The 6638-nt window shown below is 69.0% G+C and carries 6 protein-coding genes; 5 read left to right on the top strand and 1 reads right to left on the bottom strand.

Features of this window, described 5'->3' with window-relative positions:
• The first annotated feature begins 127 nt into the window (after positions 1 to 127).
• From AB0M52_RS28350 to AB0M52_RS28360, 3 genes are read left to right on the top strand one after another with little or no spacing between them, the layout of a single operon-like run.
• Positions 128 to 931 carry a sugar ABC transporter permease gene (locus AB0M52_RS28350; protein WP_363959928.1) on the top strand — a complete coding sequence of 268 codons (804 nt, stop codon included), beginning with the start codon at positions 128 to 130 and terminating at the stop codon, positions 929 to 931.
• Positions 928 to 1755 (top strand): carbohydrate ABC transporter permease, encoded by an 828-nt coding sequence (locus AB0M52_RS28355; RefSeq protein ID WP_363959931.1) that lies wholly within the window; start codon positions 928 to 930, stop codon positions 1753 to 1755. The genes AB0M52_RS28350 and AB0M52_RS28355 overlap by 4 nt, the downstream gene beginning before the upstream one ends.
• 4 nt (positions 1756 to 1759) lie before the next feature.
• Positions 1760 to 2911, top strand: a complete 1152-nt coding sequence (locus AB0M52_RS28360; RefSeq protein ID WP_363959934.1) for a serine hydrolase domain-containing protein — start codon at positions 1760 to 1762, stop codon at positions 2909 to 2911.
• Positions 2912 to 3354: 443 nt separating this feature from the next.
• Here AB0M52_RS28360 and AB0M52_RS28365 read toward each other — a convergent pair whose 3' ends face one another.
• Entirely contained in the window at positions 3355 to 4665 is a 1311-nt protein-coding gene (locus AB0M52_RS28365) for a hypothetical protein (protein WP_363959937.1), read from the bottom strand.
• Between the two features lie 507 nt (positions 4666 to 5172).
• On the opposite strand from AB0M52_RS28365, the gene chvE reads away from it, so the two are divergent.
• Together chvE and AB0M52_RS28375 are read left to right on the top strand one after the other, a co-directional pair.
• Positions 5173 to 6309, top strand: a complete 1137-nt coding sequence (gene chvE / locus AB0M52_RS28370; RefSeq protein ID WP_363959940.1) for a multiple monosaccharide ABC transporter substrate-binding protein — start codon at positions 5173 to 5175, stop codon at positions 6307 to 6309.
• 105 nt (positions 6310 to 6414) lie between these two features.
• Positions 6415 to 6638 (top strand): ATP-binding cassette domain-containing protein (locus AB0M52_RS28375; protein WP_363959942.1); only part of this gene is annotated, 224 nt, incomplete at its 3' end.

The raw sequence follows: 6638 nt of genomic DNA on the forward strand, positions 1-6638 counted from the left end.
TGTCTTGTGCCTGGCGGGGCGGGGGGGGGGGGGGGGGGGGGCCGCCGGGGGGGGCGGCCGCGGCCCCACGGCCCGGTGGACCGGATGGCTGTGGGTCCTGCCCGCCCTGATCATGTACGGCGTATTCGTGCTGCGCCCGCTCCTGCTGACCATGCAGTACTCGCTGTACCACTGGAACGGCATCGGCGTGGCCCGCTGGGCGGGGCTGGACAACTACCTCACCGTCTTCACCGACCGCGACCTGCTGAAGATCATCTCGAACGCGTTCATCCTGATCATCTTCTTCAGCTTCATCCCGGTCGCGCTCGGTCTGCTGGTGGCCAGCCTGGTCCGGCGGATCACCACCGGACCGGCCGGCACCGTGGTCCGTACCGTGCTGTTCCTGCCCCAGGTCATCCCGCTGGTCGCGGCCGGCATCGCCTGGAGTTGGGTGCTCTCCACCAACGGCCTGGTCAACCAGGTGTTGCGGGCCGTCGGACTGGACGGCATCACCCGGGCCTGGCTCGGTGAGTTCAACACCGCCCTGCCGGCGGTGGGGGTGATCGGCACCTGGGTCATGCTCGGCCTCTGCACCATCCTGCTGGTCACCGGCATGAGCAAGATCGACCCATCGCTCTACGAGGCGGCCCGGATGGACGGGGCCGGCCCGATCCGCGAGTTCTTCGCCGTCACGCTACCCAGCCTCCGCCAGGAGATCGGGGTCTGCCTCACCGTGACCGTCATCGCGGCCCTGGCCAGCTTCGACATCGTCTACATCTCGACCAGCGGCGGTCCGGGTCTGCAGACCACCGTGCCGGGCCTGGAGATCTACCGGCTCGCCTTCTCCCAGCGTCAGGTCGGGCTCGCCTCGGCCCTGGCCGTGGTGCTCATGGTGCTGGTGCTGGTGTGCGTCCTGCCGATCCAGCGGCTGACCCGAGGGGAGAAGCCATGAACCTGACCGGTCGCGGCGAGCGACTGACCGGACGCGTCTTCCTGATCGCTCTGGTCGTCGTCACCCTGCTGCCGTTCCTGAGCATGCTGTCGGCGGCCCTGCAGCCGCGCGGCACCGTACCCACCGGGCTGGCCTGGCCGTCGGATCCACAGTGGGGCAACTTCGTCGACGCCTTCACCGCCGCGAACATGGGCGCTCTGCTGAAGTCGAGCATGCTGATCGTGGCCGGGGTGGTGCCGATCGCCGTGGTCATCGCGACCATGGCCGGCTTCGGGCTCGGCCACCTGCGGGTGGCCGGCGGCCACCTCGCCTTCGGGCTGCTGCTGCTCGGCCTGACCCTGCCCTTCGAGGCGGTGGTCACCCCGCTGTACTACCAGATGCGTGACCTGGGTCTGCTCAACACCCGATGGGCGATCATCCTGCCGTTGATCGGCCTGTACATGCCGTTCGCGGTGTTCTGGATGCGGGCGCACTTCACCAACGTGCCACCGGAGTTGTCCGAAGCGGCGCGGGTCGACGGCAGCAACACCTGGCAGCTGTTCTGGCGGGTGCACGTGCCGCTGGCCCGACCGGCCATCGCCTCGCTGACCATCCTGCTGTTCCTCTGGACCTGGAACCAGTTCCTGCTCGCCATCGTGCTCGTCGACGATGCCACCAAACGGACGATGGCCGGCGCGCTCGGCGCCTTCCAGGGTCAGTGGGGGACCGACCTGGTGCTGCTGTGCGCCGGCTCCCTGCTCATCCTCACCCCGACCCTGATCGTGTTCGTGATCTTCCAGCGACAGTTCATCAAAGCCCTGCTCCAGGGATCCGTGAAGGGATAGCGAGTTGACCGAGACGCAGATCCACGGTGACACCGACGACGGCTTCGGCCGGGTCGCCGACGTGTTTCGTGACAACTTCGCCACCCGGGGCGAGGTGGGTGCCGCGGTCACCGTGTACGTACGGGGCCGCAAGGTCGTCGACCTGCACGGCGGGCTGGCCGACCCCCGGTCGGGCCGCACCTGGACCGCCGGCACACCCGCGGTCGTCTTCTCCTGCACCAAGGGAATCATGGCGATCTGCGCGTACCTGCTGGCGCAGCAGGGCCGGCTCGACCTGGACGCGCCGGTCACCCGCTACTGGCCCGAGTTCGGCCAGCACGGCAAGGCGGAGATCCCGGTACGCTGGCTGCTCACCCACCAGTCCGGCCTGCCGGCGTTGGACAAGCCGTTCAGCCGCGAGGAGGTGCTCGCCTGGCGACCGGTGATCGAGGCGATCGAGGCGCAGGCACCGCTGTGGCGACCGGGCACGGCACACAGCTACCACGCGATGACCTACGGCTGGCTGATCGGTGAGGTGATGCGCCGGATCACCGGCGAGCTGCCCGGTGCGTTCTTCGCCCGCTCCCTCGCCGACCCGCTCGGCCTGCGTACCTGGATCGGTCTGCCGGCGGCCGAGCGCGATGCGGTCGCCTGGACCCTGGCCCCGATCGGCGACCCCGGCCCGGCCGTCGACCCGATCGCGGAACGCGGGCTCACCATGGGTGGCGCCTTCGCCTTCCCGGCCGACGCCGACGGCCTGGTCAGCTTCAACGACCCCGCCATCCAGGCCGCCGGAGTGCCGGGCGCGGGCGCGGTGAGTACGGCCGACGGGCTGGCCCGTCTCTACGCCGCCTGCGTGTCCGAGGTGGACGGCCCGCGTCTGCTCAGCTCCGATTCGGTGACGGACGCGACCACGGTGCGTGCGGCCGGCCAGCAGGTCTACGGGGCGCCCGACGCCGGCCACCGGTGGGGCACCGGCTTCCTCCTGGACTCCGCTTCGGCGCGACCGATGCTCGGCGCGCGTAGCTTCGGTCACGACGGCGCCGGCGGTCACCTGGCCTTCGGCGACGACGCCCACCAGGTCGGCTTCGGCTACGTGGTCAACCAGATGGGCGGCGTCGACGACGAGCGCGCCAACCGGCTGACCGCCGCGGTGCGGGCGTGCCTGGCGGGCTGAGACGGGATCAGGCCGGCGCACCGGCTCCGTCGAACTCCGCGACCTCGACCAGGGTTCGTCGTCGCGGTGCGGGACCTTTCGGCCGCACCCGCTATCGAGCGGTCGGGAAGTCGGCACCTCGGGAGAGCGGTTCGGACGCCCGGATGTCGGCCAGGGTGTCCTCCAGCGTGGTGACGACCGCGTCGAACCCGCCGCTGCGTCGGCCCCCGAGACACCCCGTTCGCCGAGCGGTGGCGCACCGAGATCGGCTGGCCGGTCTTTCGGGTCAACCCGGACGACTGAGCAGACGCCGGGCGGGTCGGCGTCACCGGCCGGTCGTCGGCTCGCCGTCATGCTGATCGAGCCGGCGCCGACTCAGGAGGTCGCGGAGGAGACCCCGGTCGTGGCAGGTGCCACGACCGGGGCCGGGTTACCCGTCTCGGACACTCCGGTCGCCGGTGTCGTCAGCTCTTCCGCTGGGCCAGCAGCCATTGCAGGATGCTGCTGTCCTCGTATGTCGGGCCGTAGGCCGCGTGGTAGTCGGGCAGCGAGAACGCCTCGTTGCCGTACTCGGTGTAGTGCAGCAGGTCGGCGATCTGCTGGGGTGTCTTGCCCCGGGCCTCGTACGCCGATCGCAGCGCGGCCTGCGAGGCGCGGGCGAGCGAGATGTTGAGCAGGTGGTCGCTCACGCCGTGGGTGATCCAGAGCGGCACCTCCCCGGCGGCGATGGCCGTCGCCTGGCTCGCGCTGATCTGGAAACCACCGGTCACCAGGCCCCCGGCGAACAGGTCGGGACGCTTGGCGAACGCCTCCCACAGCAGCCGCGAGCCGTACGAGACGGTGGTCGCGTAGACCCGTTCGGTGTCCACCGGGTGGTCCTTGACGAACTGGTCGACGAGCCTCACCAGCAGGTCGGCCTCGGCGGGGAGGCCCACTCGCTGGTTCTGCGGGGCCAGCACGATGACGTCCTCCCGGCTGCCCGTCCAGCTCGACTGCAGCCAGGCGGTGGCCGGGATGTCGGCGGCGATCTGGACGCCGAGGTTGTCGCCGTCCCAGCCCATGCCGTGCCCGGGGAGGACAACCACCAGCGGGTACGTCTTGCCGGGCTGGTAGTTCTCCGGCAGGTGGTAGTGGTACGGCAGCACCATGCCGCCGCTGAGGTACGAGCCGTAGCGGAACTCGTCGACGAGCAGGTTGACCGGCTCCTCGGTGACCCCGTGCGAGGTCTTCGGCGCCGCCTTGGCCAGCACCGGGCCCTTGCCCTGGCCGTTGCCCGGCTGGGCGTGCACGTCCTTGCGCTGGACCACCTGGGTCGGCAGGTCGGTGTTCACCTTGACGTGGCACAGGAAGGTCGGGCACTTCGAGAGGACGACCGTCCAGCCGAGATTCTCATCGGGGTCCAGCTCGACGATGACGTACCGGCCCGGCACCGATCGGCGGTCGGTGCGGGTCGTCGGCTCGCTGTTGGTGTAGGTGTGGGTGACCGCGCGGTCGGCCAGCTTGGGCAGGTCCTCGATGGGGTTGAAGCGGAAGTTGTACACGGTGTCGGACACCGCGAAGGTCGAGTTGTCGAGCGTGTGGGAGTTCACCGTGGCCGGGTACTCCACGGCCACCGCGGTGACCTTTTGGCCGTAGGTGTGGACGGTGGTGATCGGGGTGACGCTTCGGATACCGCCGGTGGCGCCATCCTGGTCCTTCGTCGCGGCGTAGGCCGTGCCCGTCGAGGCCAGCGCCAGCACCGCGGCGAAGGCGATCAGCGTCCTTCGCAGTCTCATCGGTCCTCCTTGTCGGACGCGGCCGGCTGGCCGGTCACGCCGGGAGCGCGCCCCGTACCGGCTGGAGTGCTGTGAGGACACGGCCGCTAAACTGATTTAGCAGAGCATCTGTCGTTCGGGGTTCCGATGTCAAGGGACCCTGGCAACGCGCCGGAAACGTCTGGTTCACCTGGGCGGCCAGCTCCGCCGGTCGGAGGCGGTCCAGAGTGGATGTTGCGGGACGTGGCGGCTCGGCTGCGCTCTGCCGCCGACACTCGATGTAGCGCATTCCTCACCGTCGATGAGCAGCTCCGATCCGGCCCGGGTCGCCCTTCGATGCTGCCGTGTGGACACCCGCCCCGACCTGGGGCAACCTGGCCGATCGGAGGAACGGCTCGTTCGTTACGAGACCGTGACCGCTGGATTTCGGGCGAGGTGTTGACCCAGGCTATGTGAGCGCTAACACTTGGCGTCCAAGTGCGACCCGCGCAGCCGTCTGACGGCGCGAGTTCCAGATTGGGGAAGCCAGTGAGCAGAAAAATCCTGGCCGCTCTCGGTAGCGCCGTACTGGCGCTCAGCATGGCGGCTTGCAGTGGCGAGGGTGCCGGCAGCGGTGGCAACGGCGGCGACAAGCCCGCCGACCTGACCATCGGCGTCTCGATGCCGACCCAGACCTCCGAGCGGTGGATCGCCGACGGAAACTCGGTCAAGGAGAAGCTGGAGGCCAAGGGCTACAAGGTCGATCTCCAGTACGCCGGCGACGACATCCCCACCCAGTCGCAGCAGGTCGACCAGATGATCACGCGCGGCGCCAACGTGCTGATCATCGCGGCCATCGACGGCACCGCACTGAGTGGACAGTTGCAGGCGGCGGCCGAGGCGAAGATCCCGGTCATCGCCTACGACCGGCTCATCCGGGACAGCCCGAACGTCGACTTCTACGTCAGCTTCGACAACTACAAGGTCGGCGTCGCCCAGGCCAGCGCGCTGCTGGTCGGCCTCGGTCTGCAGAACAAGGACGGCTCGAAGGGCAGCGCGTCCGGGCCGTTCAACATCGAGCTGTTCGCCGGATCGCTCGACGACAACAACGCCCACTTCTTCTTCAACGGTGCGATGGACACCCTCAAGCCGTTCATCGACGACGGCACCCTGAAGGTGAAGTCCGGGCAGACCAAGATCGAGCAGGTGGCGATCCTGCGGTGGCAGCAGGAGGGCGCGCAGAAGCGGATGGAGGATCTGCTGACGTCCAGCTACAACGACAACACCAAGGTGGACGGGGTGCTGTCGCCGTACGACGGCCTGTCGCGGGGCATCCTCACCGCGCTTCAGAACGCCGGCTACGGCGGGGCCAACAAGATGCCGGTGGTGACCGGGCAGGACGCCGAGATCGCGTCGGTCAAGCTGATCAACGACGGGGTCCAGAACTCCACCATCTTCAAGGACACCCGTCTGCTCGCCGAGCAGGCCGTGGTCGCCGCCGAGGCGTTCCTTCAGGACAAGACGCCGGAGGCCAACGACACCAACACCTACAACAACGGGGTCAAGGTCGTCCCGTCGTACCTGCTGCCGGTGCAGACCGTCTACAAGGACGAGATCAAGCCGATCCTGATCGACTCCGGCTACTACACCGCCGAGGAAGTTGCCGCCGGCCAGGCCAAGGGCTGACGGTGCTGATCGGGCCCGGCGGCGGTTTCCGCCGCCGGGCCCGGTATCCGTCTCGGATTGACTAACCTGCCAGACACGACGACCTAGACGCCCAGGACGGTGAGCATGGACGACCACATCCTCGAGATGCGTCACATCACCAAGACGTTCCCCGGGGTGGCGGCGCTCCAGGATGTCTCGCTCGCCGTACGCCGCGGGGAGATCCACGCCATCTGCGGCGAGAACGGCGCCGGCAAGTCCACCCTGATGAAGGTGCTGTCGGGCGTCTACCCGTCCGGCAGCTTCGACGGCGAGATCCTCTTCGACGGCAAGCCGGTGCACTTCCGCGG

Origin of the sequence: Micromonospora sp. NPDC051296, from assembly GCF_040682255.1 — a bacterium.
Taxonomy (GTDB): domain Bacteria; phylum Actinomycetota; class Actinomycetes; order Mycobacteriales; family Micromonosporaceae; genus Micromonospora; species Micromonospora craterilacus.

Bases quoted from the DNA above. Each gene is read 5' to 3' on its own strand.
- AB0M52_RS28365 (WP_363959937.1), bottom strand. From the start codon at position 4,665: ATGAGACTGCGAAGGACGCTGATCGCCTTCGCCGCGGTGCTGGCGCTG.
- AB0M52_RS28355 (WP_363959931.1), top strand. From the start codon at position 928: ATGAACCTGACCGGTCGCGGCGAGCGACTGACCGGACGCGTCTTCCTG.